We start from the raw sequence: 20,973 nt of genomic DNA on the forward strand, positions 1-20,973 counted from the left end.
ATGAGACAGCATGGAAAAAGTTCCTGTCACCGTCATGAGAGGCGGCACCAGCAAAGGCGTTTTTATTCATCAAAAAGACATGCCAGACGATACAAACCTATGGAGCGATTTTCTTTTAGACATTATGGGGAGCCCTGACGAGAGACAAATTGACGGTCTCGGCGGCGGCCATTCTCTCACAAGCAAGGCAGCCATTATTAAGAAATCCGCCAGAAAGGATGCAGATGTTGAGTATACGTTTGCTCAGGTCAGTTTGACTGACCGTTTTACCGACTTCAAAGGCAATTGCGGAAATATCTCTTCTGCCGTAGGCCCTTATGCTATTGAGAAAGGACTCGTTCAAGCTGAAGAGCCGGTTACAAAAGTCAGAATGTTAAATACAAACACTCAAAAAGTGATCGTAGCAGAAGTTGAAGTCAGAAATGGAACATTTCATTACCAGGGGGACTGCGCTATCCCCGGGGTTCCAGGTACAGCTTCTCCTATTTATCTTTCATTTCACCAGGCTGAAGGAGCGGTGACCGGTAAGCTGTTTCCCACTGGTCAGCCTATTGATGTTCTCGATACACCGTATGGAAATATCTCGGTATCGATTATTGATTACGCCAATCCGCTTGTCTTTGTAAAAGCAGAGGACACGGGGCTTACCGGCTTAGAACTTCCGGATGAATATACCCCGGATATATTGGAAAAGCTCGAAATGATCCGATCGATTGCAGCCGAGAAATGCAGATTCGCTCCGAGACATGAGGCTGCTGCAAAATCACCGGCCGTACCAAAACTAACATTAATCTCATCTCCAGCGGATTATATCGATACAAAAGGAATAAAGAGACACGCAGAAGAGATGGATCTTGTCATTCGTATGATGTCCATGCAAAAACCGCATCAAGCTTTAGCCATTACAGGGGCGGTTTGTACGACTGCCGGCATGCTATTGCAGGATACAATATTATCTGAATTTTCATTCTATGGGAGGACGATTCGATTGGGACATCCAAGCGGCATTTTAGAAACCGAGGCAGAGGTTGATCCGGATGGAACAACGATTAAAGTAGTACGCACAGCAAGAAAAATCTCTGAAGGCTATGTGTTTACAAAGCAAAGTTACAACCTGAATACGCTGAATCACATTGGTTAATACCAGTCTTCAGACAAGTCAAAGATAAACGGAGGAATACGAGATGATCAATGTAAATGCGTCTAATCGATTAAACAGACTGCCTTTTTCAAGGGCCCATCAAACAGTGCTCGTTATCCTTTCATTCGCTTACTTTTTTGATTTTATCGATTTAAATACGTTTTCATATGCGGCGCCTTCACTTTTAAAGGAATGGAACATTTCTACTCATACCATCGCTTTTATTACGTCTGTCTCCTATTTCGGAATGTTTATCGGCGCCTCTGCCGGAGGATGGTTTTCAGACCGTTTCGGAAGGAAAAAAGGTTTAATTCTGGTTGTCACTTTTTTCTCTTTCTTCTCTCTCCTCTCTTCTCTGGCTTGGAACCCAGAAATACTCGGTGTTTTTAGATTTCTTACGAGTTTAGGTATCGGTGCAACAACGATTGTGGCAAGTACGTATATCAGTGAATTTTTCCCATCCGCAACTAAGGGTAAATACCAGGCAATCTGTATTACAATCGGCATATGCGGAATTCCTGCAGCCGGCTGGGTGGCTAAATTGGTCGTGCCGTCCGCCTCTTACGGCTGGCGGTTTATCTTTCTATTCGGCGCGGTCGGTATTTTTTTTCCGCTGATCGCCAGAAAACTGGAAGAATCACCGAAATGGCTGGACACGAAAGGAAAAAGCGAACAAGCACACCGCATTCTGCTTGAACTGGAGGCAAAAGCAGAAAAAGAAAAGGGTGAACTGCCTGAACCAGCTCCGGCTCTGCGAAGCAGACAAACCGCTGTAAAATCTGTTCCATATCGGACGTTATTTCAAAAGCCTTTGGCAGGAAGAACTTTTGTTTTAATGACGATGTGGGCAGCTTCCACGATTGCAATTCAAGGCTTTGGCACGTGGGTTCCCACCCTTTTGGTAAAAGAAGGCGTATCAATGGATGAGTCTATCGTATACGTCACTCTGGGAACGATCGGTGCCCCGCTGGGCGCTCTTATTGCGTCGCAAATCTCTGACCGTGTGGATCGAAAGTGGGCCATTTCTGTTTTATCGTTAATTATTATGGCGCTTGGATTCTTTTACGGCATCAATCCTTTGCCGATGGTCATTGTCATATGCGGATTTCTCATGCATATGTTTGAGCGTACGTTCAGTTCGATCGCATATGCTTATACGCCGGAATTATATCCGGTTGAAGCCAGAGCGTCTGGAAATGGCCTCACTTACGGCGTAGGACGTCTTGCGAATGTAGCCGGTCCCTTTGTCGTCAGTTTCCTGTATTCAGGCTACGGATTTTTAAGTGTTTTCTTGTTCTTTACAGGCTGCTGGTTTCTTTGTGCACTGACAGTCGGTATATTTGGAATCGGTTCAAAAAAACAAAAGATGCAGCAGGATGATTTCATATCGGAGGAAACATTCGTGCAACAAAAGTTGTAAACGCATACAGTCTGCAAACCGCAAAACATCCATCTCCTCTGAGGAAATGGATGTTCTTCTTTCAATCCCAGCAGCATTCTCTTTATCATCTTAAAGAGAAAACGATTTCCAGAAAGAAAAGGTATTCTATAGGCGGAGAATTTTCCGTCAGAATGGATTAGATGCAACCGCCGAAACATATTTCAGACCTCTGCCTTACAATTCCCGCCATTTCTTATCTAAAATCGGGTATGTATACCGATTCATCTGCTCAATCAGTTCATCCGGCCGAGAGGAACTGTGTATCAGTTTTAAATGAGACTCATTCGAAAATCCTTCCTGAATGCTGTACTTGACCATCTTCATCATTGGCTCAAAATACCCGTTCACATTGTACAGTCCGATCGGTTTTTGATGAATGCCGATTTGCGCCCAGCATAGCACTTCAAATAACTCTTCATATGTTCCGAAGCCGCCGGGCATGGCAATGTACCCGTCGGCAAGTTCACTCATTTTCGCTTTCCGCTCATGCATGCCGCTGACTTCAATCAGCTCCGTCAGATTCTGATGAACAACCTCTCCGCTGAACAGCCCGCTTGGCATGACGCCGACAGCTTTTCCGCCGCCTGCCATTAACGCGTCGGCGACGGTTCCCATCAGACCGACCCGTGAACCGCCGTAAACAAGGCCGATTCCCTGCTCCGCCATATATTCACCCAGTTCGGCCGCTTTGCGTTTGTACTCTTCATTTACCCCCGGGTTTGACCCCGCAAATACACAAATGGTTTTCATTTTTTCATCTCCATATCTATATATGTACATCAATAAATCAAAATACACTATATATTGTCCCATCTCTATATGATAATATCAATAAGAATCATACAGGACATAAGGAGTGTTTCACATGCAGATGGCTGAAGCAGAACAATGGACGAAAGATTTTTACGAAAAACGAGGATGGTCGGCGTACGGGCCATTTATCAGAATCGGCTTTTTAATGGAAGAGGCGGGTGAGCTCGCCCGGGCGGTAAGAGCATATGAAATCGGCAGAGACCGGCCAGATGAAAAGGACGCGACCCAGGCTGAACGCAGGCAGGAGCTGATTGAAGAAATGGGTGACGTCCTCGGAAATCTGGCTATCCTTGCCGATAAGTACGGCATCACGTTAGAAGATGCGATGAAAGCCCATCAGGAAAAACTGATCAAGCGCTTTGAAACCGAATAAAAACACGGCCTGTCCGCTTTTTCATGGACAGGCCGTATCTGAATTTATCCCGTTATCTCGTCCTGATGCTCAAAGAAATGCTGTTTCCCGATTTTATGAAACAGCCCCGTCTTTCGGATCAGCTCTCTCGGCTGTGATTGCAATCCGACGATCATCAATCTCCCGTTATGCCGTTTGATCCGGTTCATCACATTCCCCAGCACCGCTTCTGCGGAGGTATCCATGTAATGCACATTATTCATCAGCAGAATAAGCGTCTTCGGCTTTTCCTGAAGCCTCTCCAGCAGCGATGATTCCAGTGAATCAATTGAACCGAAAAACAGCGGCCCTTCAATGGAATATGTGCTGACGGACGAATCATTTTTAACCGATTTGACAGCGGCATGCGGTGTTTTGATGCTTGTTGATTCGCTCATTTTTCTGATAAAGAAAACAAAAGCGAGCACGAGACCGGCAGAAACGCCGATGATTAAATCAAACAGAACCGTCAGTAAAAAGGTTGCCGCCAGTACGAATGAATCAGTGTTTTTCAGCCGCATCATATTGGCGACTTCCCTCCGCTCACTCATGTTCCAAGCCACCACCATCAATACCGGCGCCATGCTTGCCAGCGGTACATGAACGGCAAGCGGGGCGAAGACGAGCAGGACGAGGAGGACGGTGACTCCGTGGACAACACCGGAAATCGGAGAAACTGCGCCGTTTTTAATATTTGTTGCGGTCCGCGCAATCGCTCCCGTTGCCGGTATGCCGCCGAAAAGCGGCGCTGCCATATTGGCGATGCCCTGCCCGACAAGCTCCCTATTGCTGTCATGCCGTGATCCTTTCATATTGTCCGCGACCATCGCCGATAATATGGACTCAAGTCCGCCGAGAAGCGCAATGATCAGAGCGGACGGAAACATCATGATCATGTTATCGATTGAGAAATCCGGAAGCTGGAAAGCCGGAAGCTGCCGCGGGATTTCCCCGTAAGCAGAACCGATTGTCGCCATTTTGTCAGGAAAAAACACCACCGCCGCGGCTGTAGAGACAAGCAGCGCCACAAGCGCGCCCGGAATCTTCGGCATCAGCCTGGCTGATAACAGCAAAATGGCCAAAGCAATTCCCGCGATGAGGATGCTGTACAAATTAAAGGTTCCGATCTTCTTGCCTATTTCCGCAATGTTGAGGATAAAGCTTTCATGCTTTTGGATATCGCGCAGACCGAGAAAATGGGCAATCTGCTCCGAGAAAATCAGCACCGCGATTCCGGCCGTAAATCCGACGATCACCGGCTTCGGCACGAATTTCATAATCTTTCCGAGCTTAAATACGCCAAACAGGACGAGCATGACACCTGCCATAAAACCGGCTACAAGTAAATTCTCAAAACCATACTGCATCACAATGGCAAATAAAATGGGAACAAACGCCCCCGTAGGCCCGCCGATCTGATATTTAGAGCCGCCCAACAGCGAAATCAGAATTCCGGCCACAATAACGGTGTAAAGCCCGTATTCCGGACCGACCCCCGAAGCGATGGCAAAGGCCATTCCCAATGGAATCGCTACAATTCCGACCACAATTCCCGCGATTAGGTCCTTCTGAAATTTCTGCAAATTGTATCCCTGATATCTGCCGGTAAATTGCATCGTCAGCTGCATCCTCCTTTGACTGTTTCATAACCGTCAACGACAACATCCAGCGTCCCCGTCCCCGGATCGATCACCAGCCCGTGCACCGGCACCTCTTCAGGCAAGAGCGGATGATGCCTGACCATATTCACGCTGTGGGCCACGCTTTCTTCGACGCTGTGAAAACCGGTCAGCCATGTTTCCAAATCGACTCCCGCATGCTGCAGAAGGCTGAGACATTTGTCCTCAACGCCGCGCTCTTTTGCTTTATTTAATATGGAAGCCGCATTCAATCCCGACATTCCGCACTCGCGGTGACCTATGATGCAGACTTCCTCTGCCTGCAGTTCATAAACGGCAACCAAAATGCTCCGCATGACACTTCCAAATGGGTGAGAAACAATGGCTCCCGCGTTTTTTATGATTTTGGCATCGCCGTTTCTGAGTCCCATCGCCTGCGGCAGAAGCTCCGTCAGCCTTGTATCCATACAGGATACGATGACAAGCTTTTTTTTCGGGAATTTTGTCGTTTGGTAAGGTTCATATTTCCTTTCTTGGACAAACTGCTGGTTGTGCTCCAAAATGCTTGATAAAGAAACCATTTTTCTATTCATCTCCCATCCGATTGTATTGCAAGCCTTCTTACCCAGCTTACAGTAAGGAATTATAGCACAGAAAAAGGCCTCAAAAGCGCTTTCAAAAAAAGACACGATAATTTGACTGTAAATTCAGATTATGTTCATTTATATCTTTCAAAAATAATAAAATTTATCTTTACACCAACCTATAAAGCTTTTGAAAACAGCGGTTCCGCTCATTTTGCCTTCAGAAATATAGGCGGATTCTGTTATTGTTTGGAGAAATCAAGCATGTACATTTCTTTTCCTTTCATTTTAAGTTCAAAAGAACCAGAAATTTATCGTAATGCGTTTGAATATTTCTCACGTTACCGCTTCTCTTATATAATAAAATAGAGAAGAAAGACAAAGGAGGAGAAGCCCGTTGAAACCCTATGTATTCATCGCGAAACCGATACCGCCGGAAGTCGAACAAATGATAGGCGAGCATTGCCGATATGACATCTGGAAAGAAGATACCATTCCAAAAGAGGAACTGTACGAAAAAATGAAAGATGCTGAAGGGCTGCTGACATCCGGAACGGCGATTGACAGTGATTTGCTGGATCACGCGCCGAAGCTGAAGGTCGTCAGCAATAATTCAGTCGGCTATGATAATTTTAATATTGAAGAAATGAAAAGACGCGGGGTTGTCGGCACGCATACGCCGTACACCTTAGATGACACTGTCGCTGATCTGGCTTTTTCATTAATTCTGTCTTCCGCCAGACGGGTTGCCGAATTGGATCGATTCGTCCGCGCCGGCAAATGGGGAACCGTTGAGGAAGAATCTCTTTTCGGTATGGACGTCCACCATCAGACATTAGGAATTATCGGCATGGGCAGAATCGGTGAACAAGCTGCCAAACGGGCAAAATTCGGCTTCGATATGGACGTGCTGTATTATAACCGCAGCAGAAAACCGGATGCTGAGAAGGAACTCGGGGTTACATATGCCGACTTAGATACACTGCTGAAAACATCAGACTTTGTGCTTTTAATTACGCCGCTTACTGACGAAACGTATCATATGATGGGAGAGCGGGAATTTAAATTGATGAAAGATACGGCATATTTCGTCAATATTTCCCGGGGAAAGACGGTTGATGAGAAAGCGCTCATCCGCGCATTGCAAGAGGGCTGGATAAAAGGCGCCGGTTTAGATGTGTTTGAAAAAGAGCCGATCGCCGAAGACAATCCGCTCCTGCAGCTGGAAAACGTCACATTGCTTCCGCATATCGGGTCAGCAACGGCAAAAATCCGCTTGAATATGTTCAAGCAAGCCGCACAAAACATGATTGACGCCGTATACGGAAAAACGCCGAAAAACCTCACGAAGGAATTTCAATGAGATGAAAAATCCCGGCCGTTCAGCCGGGGTTTATTTTTCGCTAGATCAAAAGTTCTATTTTAAAATTCTTTCTATTCCTTTCTCTCGATGCTGATACAATGAAAAGGAATCAGCTTCACATGATAAAAATGGGAGGTATTGCTTTGAAAAAACGATTATCGTGGATTTCCGTTTGTTTGCTGGTGCTGTTCTCCGCGGCGGGGATGCTGTTTTCCACGGCTGCCAAGACGGATACATCTTCTCACAAGGCGCACACTGAAGCACAGGTTATCAACACGTTTGACGGGGTTGCGGATTATCTTCAGACCTATCATAAGCTTCCTGATAATTACATTACAAAGTCAGAAGCGCAGGCCCTCGGCTGGGTTGCATCAAAGGGGAATCTTGCAGACGTCGCTCCGGGGAAAAGCATCGGCGGAGACATCTTCTCAAACAGGGAAGGCAATCTCCCTGCCAAAAGCGGCCGGACGTGGCGTGAAGCGGATATTAACTATACATCAGGCTTCAGAAATTCAGACCGGATTCTTTACTCAAGCGACTGGCTGATTTATAAGACGACAGATCATTATAAAACCTTTACAAAAATGAGATAAACACATACAAAAAACGGCTTCCCTGCGGAGGCCGTTTTTTTTTCACAGAGAACCTGCGAGCTTCATATAAAATGAGCAGTAAATTTTTCTTCAAACTCTGACCGGTCTATTCTGCTGTTTTCCGCCGTGCCGTCGTGTTTTTTTATTGTTATATTGCGTTCAGACAGAACCATGTGCCCTTCCGGTGTCCGCTTAGAAGCAAGCAGGCGTTTGTTGAAAGGAGAGCGTTCATGTTCAAAGATTGTTTGTTTCATAGACTTGAGGTCCTTTTCATCGATTTCTTCAAGCGAAAATGCGTAACCTGTCTGCCAGCCGTCCCCTTTGTTCATTTCAAGCAGGTATGTTCCGAATTCCGTCTCTTCTATCCTCACGCGGAACGCTCCGGCCGCTGATACCGTCTCGTCTCCCGACATCGGCACAGGCTGCATGGCGAGATTGAGGCCGAAGCCTGCATCAGCGATGTACTCATTCCCTCCGGCGGAAAGAAGTACGGCCGCATGTGTGTCGGGCAGCGCCCAGCCGTTTTTCCAGACCGTTCCGCGGATCAATTTGACATCAAATCCGGCATCTTTCAGGATGAAATAAAGCAGTCCGTTCAAGTCATAGCAAAGGCCTCCATGAGGTTCCTTCACCATGTGCCGCCACAGTCCTTCTTTCGTGATGTCATATTCTTTTTTGGACAAAACCGCGCGATTTTCAAACGGAAACCGATACGCGAGCGCCTTTAAAAACTCCGGCAGGTTGCTGAAATCGAGGGAATCCTTTTCCCAGCCTATCGTTTGATAACAATCTTTCAGAAACTCATTCATCGTTCCGTCCCCCTTACAAAGTGTTTACACTTCTTCCTGCACATAAGCGGACAACTTTTCCAGCGCTTCCTTTTCATCGTCGCCTTCAGCGATCAGAGTGACTTCCGTCCCCGTGCTGACCGCCAGACTCATTAATCCCATAATGCTTTTGGCATTCACTTTCTTGCCGTTTTTCTCAAGAAACACATCTGATGCAAAGCGATTTGCCTCCTGTACAAACAATGCAGCGGGGCGCGCCTGCAATCCCGTCTTTAAACGCACTTCCACTTTCCCCTGAACCATAAGATCTCCCCTTTTCTGTACGGTTATTTCAAAGTGATGCTTTGTCCTGTACGCAGCTGTTCTGCGATTTCATCGAGCTTTCTCAGCCTGTGATTGATGCCGGATTTGCTGATTTTCCCGCTTGCAACCATTTCCCCCAGTTCTTTCAGCGTGACCTCCTGATAATCAATCCGCAGCTGCGCAATTTCGCGAAGCTTTTCCGGCAGCGCTTCAAGACCGATCCGTTCATCAATGTATTTAATATTTTCCACCTGTCTGAGCGAAGCCCCGATGGTTTTGTTTAAGTTTGCTGTTTCACAATTGACGAGGCGGTTCACTGAGTTTCTCATATCTCTGACAATCCGCACATCTTCAAAACGCAGCAGTGAATTGTGAGCGCCGATGACATTCAGAAATTCAGTGATTTTTTCCGCCTCTTTTAAATACGTAATATAGCCTTTTTTCCGTTCAAGCGTTTTGCTGTTCAGATGAAATTCATTCAGCAGCGCGCATAATGAATCGTTATGTTCCTTATAAAGCGAGAAGATTTCCAAGTGGTACGACGAGGTTTCGGGATTATTCACAGATCCCCCCGCCAAAAACGCCCCTCTCATATAAGAACGTTTGCAGCACCGTTTCGCCACCAGTTCCTCAGAAATATTCCGTTCAAATACAAAGTTCTCTCCGAGGATTTTCAATTCCTCTAAAATCAGCTTTGCATTTTCAGAAAATCGCACAATATAAACATTGTTTTTTTTCAGCCGCATTTTTTTTCTGACTAACAGTTCGACCGATACATCATATTGTTTCTTCAGCAATGTATAAATACGGCGGGCAATCGCCGCATTTTCGGTTTGAACGTCAAGCACGAGATGGCGGTTTGAAAATGACAGGGAACCGTTCATCCGAATCAGCGCGGACAGCTCCGCCTTGGCGCAGCAGTCCTTCACTTCCAGATTCGTCAGTTCTTTTTTTGTTTCCGATGCAAATGACATATTAGCCACCTCATTTCAAAAGGCCTCTAGTCCCTTAATAAATCGACAAGAAGAGAAGCCACTTTATGTGTATCGTGACGGATTACGCCATTTTTATACGTGATAATCTGATCCCTGATGACCTCAAGCCCCATGGATTTCAGCTTTTCAACATTGAAGTCGACGGGCCGGGCCAGCTCTTTCGCATATTTGCTTTTGATTTCGTCAGGGATCTCCTCATTGTTGATTAAGATCGTGTCGATAAACGGCTGCTCCATATGATCGTTCAGCGCCTTGACATGGTCGGCCGCACTGTATTGCAGCGTCTCTCCGGGCTGTGTCATAACGTTGCATATATATACTTTTTTGGCCGCAGCCTTGACGACTTCCTCTCCGATTTTCGGTACGAGCAGATTCGGAAGAATGCTTGTGTACAGGCTTCCCGGACCGATAATGATTAAATCGGCCTGACGGATGACGTCAATCGTTTCCGGGAGCGGATCAATTTTTTCAGGCGTAAGAAACACCCGTTTAATCCGCTGGCCGTAAGAAGGGATTGTCGATTCTCCGGAGACGACCTGCCCGTCCTCCATTTCAGCGTGAAGAACGACACTGGTGTTGGCAGCCGGCAGCACTCTGCCGCGGACATTCAGCACCTTGCTCATTTCGGTGACAGCGTGAAAGAAATCACCGGTTATATTTGTCATCGCTGCCAAAATCAAATTGCCGAGCGAATGTCCGGTTAAGTCGCTTCCTTTGTTGAAACGGTGCTGAAACAGATTTTCAACGAGCGGCTCAACATCTGACAAAGCGGCCAGTACGTTACGAATGTCACCCGGCGGCGGAATTTGAAGTTCATCCCGCAGACGGCCTGAACTTCCGCCGTCATCAGCAACTGTCACAATCGCCGTAATATCAACGGGCTTATGCTTTAACCCCCGAAGCAGCACGGACAGACCCGTTCCGCCGCCGAAGATTGCGATTTTCGGCTTCTTATTCATTTCCGGCTTCTCTTTTCAATGTCCCGGTGAGTGACATGAGTATAGTAATCTTTTTTAAAATAGTCAGCCAAATACTCAGCGAGCGTGACGGAGCGGTGCTGGCCGCCCGTACAGCCGATCGCGATGACAAGCTGGCTTTTACCTTCCCGCTTATAAGACGGAAGCATAAAGCCGAGCAGATCAACAAGCTTTTCAATAAACTTTTGTGTTTCGTTCCACTTCATCACATAGGATGACACTTCCTCATCTTTCCCCGTAAGCGGCCTCATGCTTTCAATATAGAACGGATTCGGCAGAAACCTTACATCAAACACGAGGTCGGCATCTATCGGAAGCCCGTATTTGAACCCGAATGACATTACGTTCACTGTAAATGTTTCACCATGGTTCGTGGCGAAATGCGCCACGATTTTTTCACGCAGATCACGCGGTTTCATATCCGATGTGTCATAGATCAGCTGAGAGCGCCCTTTCAATTCTTCAAGCAGCTGGCGTTCCAGCGCGATTCCTTCGAGAGGAAGCCCGGTAGCGGCCAGCGGGTGAGAACGCCTCGTTTCTTTGTATCTCGTCACAAGGATGGAATCCTTAGCGTCTAAAAAGAGAATGCGCGGTGTAATCCACGGATTTTCCGCCATTTCATCCAGCGCCTCAATCAGCCTGTCAAAAAATTCGCGTCCCCGCAAATCCATGACAAGCGCGACCTTGCTCATTTTTGAACTTGATTCTTTCATCAGCTCCAAAAATTTCGGCAGCAAGGAAGGCGGCAGATTGTCGACGCAAAAATAGCCGAGATCCTCAAAGCTTTGAATGGCGACGGTTTTCCCCGCTCCAGACATTCCCGTAATGATGACGAGCTGAATATCATGGTTTTCATTCATACTCATCTTTCTCCCCCCTGCGGTCTTTCTTTTATTTAATAAACTGCGGATCTAAACGATAGCTGAGCAGCTCGAAGTCCGGCGTATACGTAAAGGTGCCGTGCAAAAGCCCTTGGCCCTTGATCATAAAATCAAGGATATGCCCGTCTCCGGGGGCCATCGGAAGGCTGTGGATATCTTTTACGTCATGCCACTTCAGAACGCCTTCCTCTGATTCAGCGACATTCCGCCCCGTGTAGGAGTCGGCGACGAAAGTAAACATCATCCACTCTGACACGATTTGTTCCTGTTCCTTAATAATAAAGGTAAACACGCCTTTTAACTGCGGATTTAGTATATAAATGCCCGTCTCTTCTCTGTACTCTCTGATGACGGAATCTCTGACGGACTCGCCGCTTTCCATCTTCCCGCCGGGCGCGACCCACCAGCCCCGTCTCGGCTTTTGGAGAAGAAGAACCTGATCATCTGTCTGCAGCACACAATTTGTCACTCTTTGCACAAGTACGTCACCTAACCTTCTCAACAAATCATCGTCTCTTCATTATACCGTTTCGGCATGTCTCTCACAATGCAGAGACACCGACATCCTTTTCTTTTATTTGACAGAAAACAGAAAATCGCAAAAAAAGGGCACGGATACTGGAATCCGTGCCAAAGTGTATTCATTAAAAAGGGGGTCAATTACTACATTCATCTTAAAACATCAGTATTTCACCCGTGTTACAGCGTAATTAAAACACAGTAACGATTCAAAAACTGAACATTACAGTGATTATTTAACGGTTTTGAGCGTTTCCTCAAGCTCTTCCACATAATGCTGAACGCTTTGAGCCGCAATACTTCCGTCGCCTGTCGCCGTTACGATCTGGCGGAGCGTTTTTTCACGGATGTCTCCCGCGGCGAAAATGCCTGGAACTTTTGTCTCCATTTGAGCGTTTGTTTCAATGTAGCCTTCTTCATTTGTGATGCCCAAGTTCTCGAACGGTTTAGAAAGCGGAAGCATACCGATATAAATAAAGACACCGTCTGCTTTGAATTCTTCTTCTTCTCCCGTCACGGTATCTACAAGAGTAAGTCTGCCGACTTTTCCGTTTTCCTCATGGATTTCTTTTACGGTTTTGTTCCATTTGAAGTCAATTTTCTCATTGTCAAAGGCACGCGCCTGAAGAATGCTTTGCGCACGCAATTTGTCACGTCTGTGAACGATGGTGACTTTTGAAGCGAAGCGTGTCAGATAGACGCCTTCTTCAACGGCGGAGTCTCCGCCGCCGACAACGACAAGCTCTTTATTTTTAAAGAACGCGCCGTCACAAACCGCGCAGTACGATACGCCGCGGCCGCCCAGTTCTTTTTCGCCGGGAACGCCGATCTTTTTGTATTCCGCTCCGGCAGAAATGACGATGGCGCGCGCTTTATATTCTTTTGAACCGGCTTTGACCGTTTTATATTCTTTGCCGTCAACGATTTCTTTAATATCGCCGTACGCATATTCCGCACCGAATTTTTTCGCATGTTCAAACATTTTATTAGAAAGTTCAGGGCCGAGAATGCTTTCAAAACCCGGATAGTTTTCAACATCCTCCGTGTTGGCCATCTGGCCGCCCGGAATTCCTCTTTCGATCATTAATGTGGATAAGTTCGCTCGTGATGTGTAAACAGCAGCGGTCATCCCCGCCGGACCCGCGCCGATAATGATCACATCATAAATTTTTTCTTCTGACACCATGATTCACTCCTTTTCGAAATGGGGCGCACCCTATATGACTAAGAATCCCCATCAATCGTATTCCTTACCCATATCCTATTAAATCTGAGGGCAATTCGCTATTTTTTTGCTCATTTTTCTGAAACCGTGATTAGGCAGCTCCTGAGCGGGTATACAAATAAAGAAAGAGCCTTCCGGGATAGAAGGCCCTTGTCTTATTCATTATTGCACGACACGTCTTACATTGCCGTTGAATGCTTTCTTCCAGTAAGGGTTGCTCATAGAATCAATGGATACACCGTGTGATGTATTATCGTTCAGGAACGTTCCGTTACCTAGGTAGATGCCGACGTGGCCGTTTGTTTTATACGTAGTGAAGAATACTAAGTCTCCGCGTTTCATCTCAGACGCGCTGACTGCTTTCCCTCTATTAATTAAAGTATCTGTGTTTGTGCCGCTGACAGGTCCAAGGTTAACGCCTGCGTTAGCATAAGCCCAGCGTACGAATGAAGAGCAGTCAAAAATACGGTTGTTAATATCAGATTGAGTGCGTCCGCCGCCGAATTTGTACGGGGATTGACCCACAAGGCTTGATCCTACGCTGATGGCGCCTTCAATACCGCCTGAATTTGAAATAACAGATCCGCCGTCAGAATCATCTGAACCGCCGCTGTTATGAGATGATCCGCCTGAAGTGCTCTTCGGTTTGCTTGAGCTGTCATCAGATGATGTTGAAACAGCCGCTTTTTTCACAGTTTTAACCGCCGGTGCCGGCTGGCTGTCATCTTTTTGGTTTTGGTCTTCAGAAGCTTTTTGCGCTTCTTCCTGTTTTTTGATCAAGGCAGCCGCTGCAGCCTGCTCAGCTTTAATGCGCTTCTGTTCTTTTTCGGTATCAGCTTTTTCGTTTGCAAGCTTTGATGCTTCTTTTTTCAGATCAGAGATAGCGGAAGCCGCTTTTTTCTGGCCGTTTTTCGCTTCGTCGAAAAGCTTGTCTTTCTGATCAAGCTGTTTGTTCAGGTCTTTTTGCATAGACTCGAGTTTCGCAAGATCATCTTGAACTTTTTTCAGCTTCACGTTAAGTTCAGCTTCTGCGTCTTCGAGTTTCGCTTTATCCTGCTCCTGCTGTTTGATCAGGTCTTTATCCGCATCAACGATAGAAGATACCGCAGTCGCACGGGAAATGAAGTCTCCGAAGCTTGTCGCCCCTAAAAGAACATCTATGTATCCTTGAGAACCGCCGTTTTCCTGTAAAGAACGAACGCGTTTTTTCAGGATTTCATTGCGTTTTTCAATACGCGCTTCTGTTTCTTTGATTTCTTTTTTCAAATCAGCGATCTGCTTTTTCGTTTTTTCGTTTTCAGCTTTTTTATCTTCGATTTTATTGCTTGTATCCAACGCTTTAGCGTTAATGTCTTTCAGTTCTTTTTCAATCTTAGCCTGCTTGTCCTGAAGCTTAGACAATTCTCTTTCTTTTGCTTCAAGGCTTGAAGCCACCTCAGATTGCTTGCTTTCGATTTTTGCTTTTTTGCTGTCTAATGTTTCCGCCGATGCAGTTTTTGTAAACGGGATCAAAAAACTGCTTGTCCCGATGACGGAAGCCAAACCAAGTGTTAATAAACTCTTTTTCACTTTTTCTTTCCTCCCTTTTACTTTAAACCTGTTCTCATTTGGAATTCTATTATGAACATCAAAGTTACGCTCCCTCACAAACCCGTGAGGCTGATGATTTTTATGTATGAATCTTTAAATCTTTTAAATTGGTATAGATTATACAGCACATGTAAAATAAACTAATCTCTTATGTACGAGACTCATTATACCATCATGTTTCGACAATTTTTATTACAGTTATATTTCAATGTGATTGCAAATCTCATATTTTGCAAAATAAACGGTGATTACGGCCTGATTTCGATTCGAAAAGCAAAAAAATACGTATGAATACCTCTTTTTTCGGCGGTAAAGTTCTGTTTTGCCCCTTTATGATAAAAAAAAGAACCGACTCTTTATATAGAAAGAATCGGTTTTATTCTAATATATCGTCTATTTGTCTGATGTATTTCGAAAGGGTTGCCGGCGTTATACCGTAAACGGCTGCCGTTTCTTTTTTCGTCGTTTTTTCGCCGTTTGCTTCTTTCCATACATATGCGATGGCTGCTGCCCATGCCCGCTCATTCTGTACGGCAGCGGCGGCGCGGATGTGCTGAATGACGTGAAAAACCCAGCAGCTCATGACGTCAGTTTTTAAACTGTCGGCTTCCGCTTTCTCCAGAAGCTTGACCGTCCGATACGTGAACACCGCATCACCGGAGACGCCTGAAGCGCCTTTTTCACCGGAAAGCAGCAGCCTGACGAAATCTTGTTCAAACGGTGAAACGGCGCGTTTTGCCGTCAGAACTTTTTCAAGCTGGTCCCGCTCTCCTTCAGCGCTGCTGATATAATAGGCGGCAAGCCGCTGTTCAAGTGAAGCAGGCAGCGGTTCCTGCCGCTCCGCCCAAGGCGCGGGCCGGTCTGATTCGGGAAATTCGGCTTCGGCCTTTTTCCAAATGGTTTCCGCAAATTCTGTGCGGCCTGTCCCGTAGGCTGAGGCGGCAAGCCAGTAATAAAACGTGTCGTCGCCTTCGAACCCGCTTTTGTAAAGAGAACGGAGCCATTTATAACCGAGATCATGTCTGCCGACAAGCGCTAGCGTCGCTCCCAGCTTATAGCGCTGTTCGAATAAAATCGGATACACGTTGGCGAGTTTTCCGCTCAATTCTCCGACTTTTTCATCTTCCCTCTCGTAATAGCAGAATACAAGGAGGTTGCACAGGGCATGGAGATTGCCTTCATTTTTCTCAAGCACTTCGAATACCGTCTGTTTCGCTTTTGTGACATTGCCTGAGTAAAAGTAAGCGAGCGCCAGGTTGTTGTATGCAGACCAAAGCTCGGGGTAATCGGCCGTAATCTCTTCAAGCATGACAACCGCTTCATGAAGCTGGCCGCTCTCAAGAAGCGTTTTTGCCCGGTCCTGCCTGATCAGCAGCTCATCCTGGTCATAGAGCGATTCGTCTTCACCCGCTTCACCGAAATCCAAAAGCTCCATCAGATTTTCAATCTCTTCGCTGAATTCACCGTCCGGATCGGCATCTGAATAAGCCGCCGCTTCTTTGTATGCTTCCTGAAAGAGTCCCAAATGCGCGAAATTATTCGCTTTAAAGTAATGACACTCGGGCATTTCTTCTTTCAGGTTCACCAAAATAAAGTCGAACAGCTCATTTGACTGCTGGTAGTGGCCCATTTCAGAATAAATGACGGCCAGCCGGGACAGCATTTCGGAATCATTCGGCTCGAGGTGGACGGCCCGCTGAATCAGTTTGCTGGCCCGCTTTAAATTCCGCTCTTTATATGCTTTTAAGCCTTTATGAAAAAAATATTGTCCATCCTGAAGCAGCTGGACAATTTGCGCGTGCTTTTTCTGTTCAGAAGTGTGTTTTCCCACAAATATCCTCCGTTTTATACGTATTACCGTCAGTAGTATACCATAAAACGGTTTCACCTCAATAGTTCAAAAGACAGGATCGGCTTCGTTTTTTACTGGCTGGTTCGACCAGATTTTAGCTGTTTTTTTCACGAGGCTCGGCTGGAAGAATGACACGGAAAAGGGTTCCTTCGCCGCGCTTGCTCTCAACCTCTATCGAACCGCCGTGCAGCTCTGCGATTTTTTGGGCGATGGACAGGCCGAGCCCGCTTCCCCCTGCGTTTCTCGCCTTGTCCGCTTTATAAAACCGTTCAAATACACGCTCCGCCTGTTCAGGCTCCATTCCGATTCCGTCGTCGGCGATTTCGACAGCCGCCGCTCCCGGCAGATCTGCAATTTTAACGGAAATGCGGCCGCCTTCACCGGTAAATTTTACGGCATTGTGAATCAGATTCATCCATACTTGGCTGAGCAGTGCTTCATCTCCGTACACATACGACTCCTGTAAATCGATGAGAAACTCAATCTGTTTGGCGGACCACTCAGGCTCACAGGTCAATATGGTGCGCCGCAGCTGTTTGTCAATGCGGAACGGTTTTTTTTGTATCGGTTCTGTTTGGCGTTCGAGCGCAGTGAGCTTCAGCAGATTTTCACTGATTTTTGATAATCGTTCTGTTTCTGTCTCGATGATGTGTAAGTAGCGCCCCCGCTCCTCATATGATAAATCCGGTTTTTTCAGAAGATGCGCGTAGCCCTTTAATGAAGTGAGCGGGGTTTGGATTTCATGGGAAACGTTCGAAATAAATTCTTGTTTCAGTTTTTCCATTTCACTCAGTTCCGCGGCGAGTGTCGACAGTTCATCAGCCAATTTCGTCACGGGGTGGTTCCGCTCAATCTTCTCCATTTTCCGGGAAGCGGCCGCTGAGAAGTTGCCGCTCGACATTTGCTTGATCGTGGCGGTCAGCGAATCCCAGATCGCATGATGTCTTTCACGTGCTGACTTTGAAAAAATAAACATCGTTACAAACAGCAGGCCGAAAACAAGCCAAAGCGTCACAATCTGCTCGGCGTACGGCACAAGTAAAATCGGCCATATGAGACCGAATCCCTGAACGATCAGGTGAGCCGCCAGCCATAAGAATGCGGTGACGGTGAGAAGGATGATGATTTTTCCAGCCGTTCTGAAGATCCGTTTCATCCTGTCACCACAAACCGATACCCGAGCCCCCGCACCGTATGGATGGCAAACGGATAGTCCTTTTCCGGAAATCGTTCCCTCAGCCTTTTAACATGCACATCAACCGTCCGCTCGTCACCTTCATAATCAAAGCCCCAAATATCTTCTATTAATTGTTCTCTTGAAAACGTCTTATTCGGATAACCGGCGAGCTTAAATAAAAGCTCAAATTCACGCCGGGGCAGTGTCAATCCCGCTCCGCCGCCGCGCGTTACGGTGCGGGATTGCTTATCTAATGTGACATTTCCGATGGTCAGCAGTTTTTCAGCGGTGATCCGGTACCGTTTCAGCAATGCTTTGACCCTTGCTTCCAGCTCAAGCGGCTCAAACGGTTTAACGAGATAATCATCCGCTCCGGAAGTAAAACCTTGCACTTTGTCCAGCGTTTCGCCTTTTGCCGTCAGCATCAAAATCGGAATGTCCGTAAAGCTGCGTACGGCTTCACTGACTTCAAACCCGTCCATTTTCGGCATCATCACATCCAGTATGATGAGATCTATAGGTGCGGATTCGATCAGCCGCACCGCCGCTTCCCCGTCTTCCGCTTCTGCGACGTCAAAGCCGCTCTGCTCCATCATGAGGCGGACAAGCTCACGGATATGGCGGTCGTCATCCGCAACCAATATGACAGCCATGAAAATCCCTCCTTCTGCTTTTTTCTTTTCATGAATCGACATGATGTCTATAAGCCGTCTTATTTTTTCATTGTCTCCTGTACCGGCATACACGCTTATGGCTTGGCTCTTCATCGTTACCGACCGTACACCCGTATGAACAGGACTCCGGCTGCAAAATAAAAAGCAGCTTTTTCAGCTGCTTTTTATTCATAAAGTCTTGCTTTACACAGCTTTGTTTTCTAAGTCGGCATTCAGCTTCAGCTGCTGCTCCGCAAAATCGCGGTACAGCGAATGGGATGCCATTAATTCATGGTGTGTGCCCCGTCCGGTGATTTCACCCTGTTCGACAAAGAGAAGCTGATCTGCATCCACAACCGTGGATAAACGGTGGGCAATCACAATCGTGGTGCGCCCTTTCATTAAGACTTCGAGCGCCTGCTGCACCCATTTTTCAGATTGGCTGTCCAGACTTGATGTCGCTTCATCAAGCATCAGAATGCTCGGGTTGCGAAGGAGCGCTCTGGCAATGGCGATGCGCTGGCGCTGTCCGCCTGACAGCATAATTCCCCGCTCACCGACCTCGGTTTCAAATTTCTTCGGTAAGTCTTCAATAAATTGCAGGGCGTAGGCCATGTCAGCCGCTTGCCTCAGTTCCTCATCAGTCACCTCGCGTTTTAATCCGTAGCAGATATTGTCGCGGATAGTGCCTGACATTAACGGGCTTTCTTGCGACACGTAGCCGATATGCTCCCGCCATGACTCAAGGGAATACGCATCAATCGGTTCATTTCCGAGCAGGATGCTGCCCGCAGTCGGATTGTAGAATCGTTCAAGCAGCTTAAATAACGTTGTTTTTCCGCCGCCGCTCGGTCCGACGATCGCGGTGACTTTGCCGGCCTCAATCGTAGCCGTAATGTCTTTTAAGATGGTTTGATCTGTTTTGTAGCCGAATGAGACTTGTTCGAGCTTAATCGGCTGATCCGCGTTTTCAATGGCTTTTCCGGTTTGGATATCTTCTTCTTTTTCTGCAAGAATATGAATCATCCGTTCCGTTGCGCCGACGGATTTTTGAAGCTGTGTGAAAAATGAAGTGATCTGGCCCATCGGCATAATGATCTGAAACAAATACAGGATAAAGGCAACGAGTGCGCCGGCTGTCAATTCACCGGATGACACCTGCATCCCGCCGTACCCGATGACAGCGACCAGCGCCGCCATTAATACAAGTGTAATAAGCGGGCCTACGAGCGACTGCACCTTCGCTTCACGCAGCCCGAGTTTAAAGAGCGCCATGATGCCTGCTTTTCCGCGTCCGTATTCCGCTTCTTCAGCGTTTGACGCTTTTACAAGCCTGATTTCCGGGAGGATATGGTTTAATAATCCGGTGAATCTCGCCGTTTCATCCTGTGTTTCCCGAGAAATTTTAAACATTCTCCGGCCGATCGGCACTAAAATCACCGCAGCCAGCGGCACGACGATCAGCACGAGCAATGTGAGCTTCCAGTTCATGAAAAATAAGATCGTCAGTGACCCGATAACGGAAATGATTCCGGTAATAAATCCGCTGATATTGTTTGTGATCAGCTCTTTTACCACCATTGTGTCATTGGTGACACGGCTGATCGTTTCTCCTGTGGCGTTTTTGTCAAAATAAGAGACGGGCAGTTTAATTAATTTCTGCCACAATAAATCACGCAGTCCCGAGATGATTTTCTGGCCGCTGTAGTTCAGGGCATAGGTGGCGTAGGCGCTTAATGCGGCCTGTACGATAAACACGGCTGCGATGATTCCGATTTGCACGCCTGACAGCGACGACATGGAAAAGCCGTCAACGAGCTGTTTTGTCAACAGCGGAATCAGCAGGCTGACGAGCGTTGTCACAATACTGAGAGACAGCGCGAAGGCCAGCATACCGTATGATGGTTTTGTTTTTTTGACTAATGAAAAGAATGAACTGAATTTCCCTTTAGGTTTTGGTTGTTTATTCGGCATATGTTTTCCTCCTATATCACTGTTTATACTATAACGGATGTGCATGAACGGAATATGAACAAAACGTATATTTTTGATAAAAACCAAAATAAAC

20 protein-coding genes are annotated in these 20,973 nt (G+C 46.7%); 5 read left to right on the forward strand and 15 right to left on the reverse strand.

The window, feature by feature from the left end; all coding sequences use genetic code 11:
- The first annotated feature begins 10 nt into the window (after positions 1-10).
- Positions 11-1,141, forward strand: a complete 1,131-nt coding sequence (locus SB847_RS13030; protein WP_038459974.1) for a 2-methylaconitate cis-trans isomerase PrpF family protein — start codon at positions 11-13, stop codon at positions 1,139-1,141.
- A gap of 43 nt (positions 1,142-1,184) precedes the next feature.
- On the forward strand, positions 1,185-2,561 hold the full coding sequence (locus tag SB847_RS13035) for an MFS transporter (RefSeq protein ID WP_410563693.1): 1,377 nt from the start codon (positions 1,185-1,187) through the stop codon (positions 2,559-2,561).
- 195 nt (positions 2,562-2,756) lie between these two features.
- Here the strand turns inward: SB847_RS13035 and SB847_RS13040 are convergent, their stop codons facing one another.
- On the reverse strand, positions 2,757-3,332 hold the full coding sequence (locus tag SB847_RS13040) for an LOG family protein (protein ID WP_015240657.1): 576 nt from the start codon (positions 3,330-3,332) through the stop codon (positions 2,757-2,759).
- 115 nt (positions 3,333-3,447) lie between these two features.
- Here SB847_RS13040 and SB847_RS13045 point away from each other — a divergent pair, with 115 nt between their 5' ends.
- Positions 3,448-3,768 carry a MazG nucleotide pyrophosphohydrolase domain-containing protein gene (locus SB847_RS13045; RefSeq protein WP_130571439.1) on the forward strand — a complete coding sequence of 107 codons (321 nt, stop codon included), beginning with the start codon at positions 3,448-3,450 and terminating at the stop codon, positions 3,766-3,768.
- Positions 3,769-3,812: 44 nt separating this feature from the next.
- Here SB847_RS13045 and SB847_RS13050 read toward each other — a convergent pair whose 3' ends face one another.
- Complete coding sequence (locus SB847_RS13050) at positions 3,813-5,402, reverse strand: SulP family inorganic anion transporter (RefSeq protein ID WP_025853522.1); 1,590 nt, start codon at positions 5,400-5,402, stop codon at positions 3,813-3,815.
- Positions 5,403-5,404: 2 nt separating this feature from the next.
- Positions 5,405-5,986, reverse strand: coding sequence for a beta-class carbonic anhydrase (locus tag SB847_RS13055; RefSeq protein ID WP_003151503.1), 582 nt, complete (start codon positions 5,984-5,986; stop codon positions 5,405-5,407).
- Positions 5,987-6,386: 400 nt separating this feature from the next.
- Between SB847_RS13055 and SB847_RS13060 the strand changes: the two genes are divergently transcribed.
- Together SB847_RS13060 and SB847_RS13065 are read left to right on the forward strand one after the other, a co-directional pair.
- Complete coding sequence (locus tag SB847_RS13060; RefSeq protein ID WP_206583695.1) at positions 6,387-7,352, forward strand: 2-hydroxyacid dehydrogenase; 966 nt, start codon at positions 6,387-6,389, stop codon at positions 7,350-7,352.
- A gap of 203 nt (positions 7,353-7,555) precedes the next feature.
- Positions 7,556-7,945, forward strand: a complete 390-nt coding sequence (locus tag SB847_RS13065) for a ribonuclease (protein WP_410564420.1) — start codon at positions 7,556-7,558, stop codon at positions 7,943-7,945.
- 62 nt (positions 7,946-8,007) lie between these two features.
- Here SB847_RS13065 and SB847_RS13070 read toward each other — a convergent pair whose 3' ends face one another.
- The 12 genes from SB847_RS13070 to SB847_RS13125 all read right to left on the reverse strand — a co-directional run bounded on the left by SB847_RS13070 (position 8,008) and on the right by SB847_RS13125 (position 20,879).
- Positions 8,008-8,754 (reverse strand): arylamine N-acetyltransferase family protein, encoded by a 747-nt coding sequence (locus SB847_RS13070; protein ID WP_410563698.1) that lies wholly within the window; start codon positions 8,752-8,754, stop codon positions 8,008-8,010.
- 24 nt (positions 8,755-8,778) lie between these two features.
- Entirely contained in the window at positions 8,779-9,036 is a 258-nt protein-coding gene (locus tag SB847_RS13075) for an HPr family phosphocarrier protein (protein ID WP_003151495.1), read from the reverse strand.
- Between the two features lie 23 nt (positions 9,037-9,059).
- On the reverse strand, positions 9,060-10,010 hold the full coding sequence (whiA, locus tag SB847_RS13080) for a DNA-binding protein WhiA (RefSeq protein WP_007407421.1): 951 nt from the start codon (positions 10,008-10,010) through the stop codon (positions 9,060-9,062).
- A gap of 26 nt (positions 10,011-10,036) precedes the next feature.
- Entirely contained in the window at positions 10,037-10,990 is a 954-nt protein-coding gene (locus tag SB847_RS13085; RefSeq protein ID WP_007407422.1) for a gluconeogenesis factor YvcK family protein, read from the reverse strand.
- Positions 10,987-11,874: an RNase adapter RapZ gene (gene rapZ / locus SB847_RS13090; RefSeq protein WP_410563702.1), complete on the reverse strand. Its 888-nt coding sequence runs from the start codon at positions 11,872-11,874 to the stop codon at positions 10,987-10,989. The genes SB847_RS13085 and rapZ overlap by 4 nt, the downstream gene beginning before the upstream one ends.
- A 25-nt stretch (positions 11,875-11,899) precedes the next feature.
- Complete coding sequence (locus tag SB847_RS13095; protein WP_029325815.1) at positions 11,900-12,367, reverse strand: 8-oxo-dGTP diphosphatase; 468 nt, start codon at positions 12,365-12,367, stop codon at positions 11,900-11,902.
- 273 nt (positions 12,368-12,640) lie between these two features.
- Positions 12,641-13,591, reverse strand: coding sequence for a thioredoxin-disulfide reductase (gene trxB, locus SB847_RS13100; protein WP_007407423.1), 951 nt, complete (start codon positions 13,589-13,591; stop codon positions 12,641-12,643).
- Positions 13,592-13,795: 204 nt separating this feature from the next.
- Positions 13,796-15,202 carry a peptidoglycan DL-endopeptidase CwlO gene (gene cwlO, locus SB847_RS13105; RefSeq protein ID WP_044801893.1) on the reverse strand — a complete coding sequence of 469 codons (1,407 nt, stop codon included), beginning with the start codon at positions 15,200-15,202 and terminating at the stop codon, positions 13,796-13,798.
- A 397-nt stretch (positions 15,203-15,599) separates the two neighbouring features.
- A complete protein-coding gene (locus tag SB847_RS13110) occupies positions 15,600-17,054 on the reverse strand; it encodes a tetratricopeptide repeat protein (RefSeq protein ID WP_032876240.1) in 1,455 nt (484 codons plus the stop codon).
- A gap of 115 nt (positions 17,055-17,169) precedes the next feature.
- Positions 17,170-18,231 (reverse strand): sensor histidine kinase, encoded by a 1,062-nt coding sequence (locus SB847_RS13115; RefSeq protein ID WP_326150697.1) that lies wholly within the window; start codon positions 18,229-18,231, stop codon positions 17,170-17,172.
- A complete protein-coding gene (locus tag SB847_RS13120; RefSeq protein WP_017418843.1) occupies positions 18,228-18,905 on the reverse strand; it encodes a response regulator transcription factor in 678 nt (225 codons plus the stop codon). The genes SB847_RS13115 and SB847_RS13120 overlap by 4 nt, the downstream gene beginning before the upstream one ends.
- A 204-nt stretch (positions 18,906-19,109) precedes the next feature.
- Entirely contained in the window at positions 19,110-20,879 is a 1,770-nt protein-coding gene (locus SB847_RS13125) for an ABC transporter ATP-binding protein (RefSeq protein ID WP_410563707.1), read from the reverse strand.
- Positions 20,880-20,973: the final 94 nt, after the last annotated feature.

This window comes from Bacillus sp. SIMBA_026 (genome assembly GCF_046535335.1).
GTDB classification, from domain to species: domain Bacteria; phylum Bacillota; class Bacilli; order Bacillales; family Bacillaceae; genus Bacillus; species Bacillus velezensis.